This window comes from Candidatus Protofrankia californiensis, assembly GCF_900634765.1.
Taxonomy (GTDB): Bacteria; Actinomycetota; Actinomycetes; order Frankiales; family Frankiaceae; genus Protofrankia; species Protofrankia californiensis.
The window spans coordinates 1,477-3,504 of the sequence record NZ_CAAAFT010000359.1 but is presented as its reverse complement, the minus strand read 5'-3'; the positions used below and the strand labels follow the sequence as shown (position 1 = coordinate 3,504).

Sequence of the window (2,028 nt, the reverse complement as noted above, 5' to 3'; positions counted from 1 at the left end):
GGATCCGCACCACGTCCCTGGCGATACCGGCCCGCCGCAGTTCGGGGGTGATCTCCAGGTCGAGGGCCACGGACAGCCCCGACTCCGACGTCACGGCCCATCCCTGTCGCGGGGTCTCGGCGATGATGAGATCGTCACCGGCGAGCTCGATCCGTTCGCCGTCCACCTCGACGGTGAGCCGGCCGTCCACCGGCCGGCCCGCGCCGGCGACGGCCGCCGCGACCAGCGGGGTTCGCTTGCCGAACCGGCGGCCCAGCGTCCGGAAGTTCGGCTTCACGGTGACGTCGACCACGTCGGCGGTGGCGGCCTCGACGGTGGTGACGTTGAGCTCCTCGGCGATCTGCGCGCGCAGGTCCGGGGAGAGCCCGGCGAACTCGGGGGCGGCCACGACCGCGCGTGCCAGCGGCTGGCGGGTCCGCACACCGCTGCTCGCCCGTGCCGCCCGGCCGAGTTCGACCACCCGCCGCACCAGATCCATCCGGGCGGCAAGCGATGCGTCCACGAGGTCGGGCACCGGGACCGGCCAGTCGGCGAGGTGGACCGAGTCCGGGGCGTCCACCCGGACGCCGGCGACCAGCTTCGACCACAACGTGTCGGTGAGGAACGGGGTGAAGGGGGCCATCAGCCGGGTCACGCCGTCCAGGCACGTGTAGAGGGTCTCCAGGGCGTCCGGATCGGCCTCCCAGAACCGCCGCCGGGAGCGGCGCACGTACCAGTTGGACAGGTCGTCGATGAAGCGGGTCAGGCGGCGCCCGGCGCGCAGCGAGTCGAACGCGTCCAGCGCCTCGGTGACCTCGGTGATGGTGGCGTGCAGCTCCGACAGGGCCCAGCGGTCGAGCACCGGCCGGGCCTGCGGTTCGGCGGCGGGTGCACCCCCCGGCGCCCAGCCGGCGGCGTTCGCGTACAGGACGAAGAACGACGCGGTGTTCCAGTAGGTCAGCAACACCTTGCGGACGATGTCCTCAAGCGCCTCGTGGCCGACCCTGCGGTCCGTCCACGGCGAGCCGGCCGCGAGCATCAGCCAGCGCACCGCGTCCGCCCCGTGCCGTTCGAACAGCTCGAACGGGTCGAGGACGTTGCCCAGATGCTTGCTCATCTTGCGGCCCTCGGCGTCGAGGAGGAGGCCGAGGCAGAGCACGGTCTCGTACGCCGAGCGGTCGAACACCAGCGTCCCGACGGCCATCAGCGTGTAGAACCAGCCGCGGGTCTGGTCGATGGCCTCGCAGATGTACTGCGCCGGATACTGGCCCTCGAACTCCTCGCGGTTGCGGTGCGGCGCGCCCCATTGGGCGAACGGCATCGCGCCGCTGTCGTACCAGACGTCGATCACGTCGGGGACGCGGCGCGCCACCGCCGAGCAGGTCGGGCAGGCGATCGTGACCTCGTCGACGAACGGCCGGTGCGGGTCGAGCGCGGACAGGTCACGCCCGGCCAGGGAGGACAGCTCCAGCAGCGACCCGACGCAGGTCAGATGGGTCGGATCGGCGGTGCAGCGCCAGATGGGCAGCGGCGTGCCCCAGTAGCGGTTGCGTGACAGCGCCCAGTCGACGTTGCCTCGTAGCCACTCTCCGTAACGACCATTCTTGATCCGCTGTGGGTGCCAGTCGGTGCGTTCGTTCTCCTCCAGCAGCCGGCCGGCGATCGCGGTCGTGCGGATGTACCAGGACGGCAGCGGATAGTAGATCAGCGGTGTGTGGCAGCGCCAGCAGTGCGGGTAGCTGTGGGCGTAGTCCTCGGCCCGCCACAGCACCCCGCGGGAGCGCAGGTCGTCGATGAGGGCCGCGTTGGCGTCCTTGAAGAAGACCCCGCCGACCAGCGGGAGGTCGGCGGCGAACCGGCCGTCGCGGCCCACCGGGTTGACCACGGGCAGCCCGTACACGCGGGCGACGGCGAGGTCCTCGGCGCCGAAGGCTGGGGACTGGTGGACCAGGCCGGTGCCGTCGGTCGTGGTGACATAGTCGGCAAGGACCACCGAGTGCGCGACCGTTGCCGTGGTTGCCGTGGTTGCGGTTGTTGCCGTGGCCGGGG

The 2,028-nt window shown here is 71.7% G+C and carries 1 protein-coding gene; it reads right to left on the bottom strand.

The genetic code is table 11. The annotated features are described in order from the left end of the window. Positions 1-2,028 (bottom strand): class I tRNA ligase family protein (locus DD1DGNOD_RS18645; RefSeq protein ID WP_241255827.1); only part of this gene is annotated, 2,028 nt, incomplete at both ends.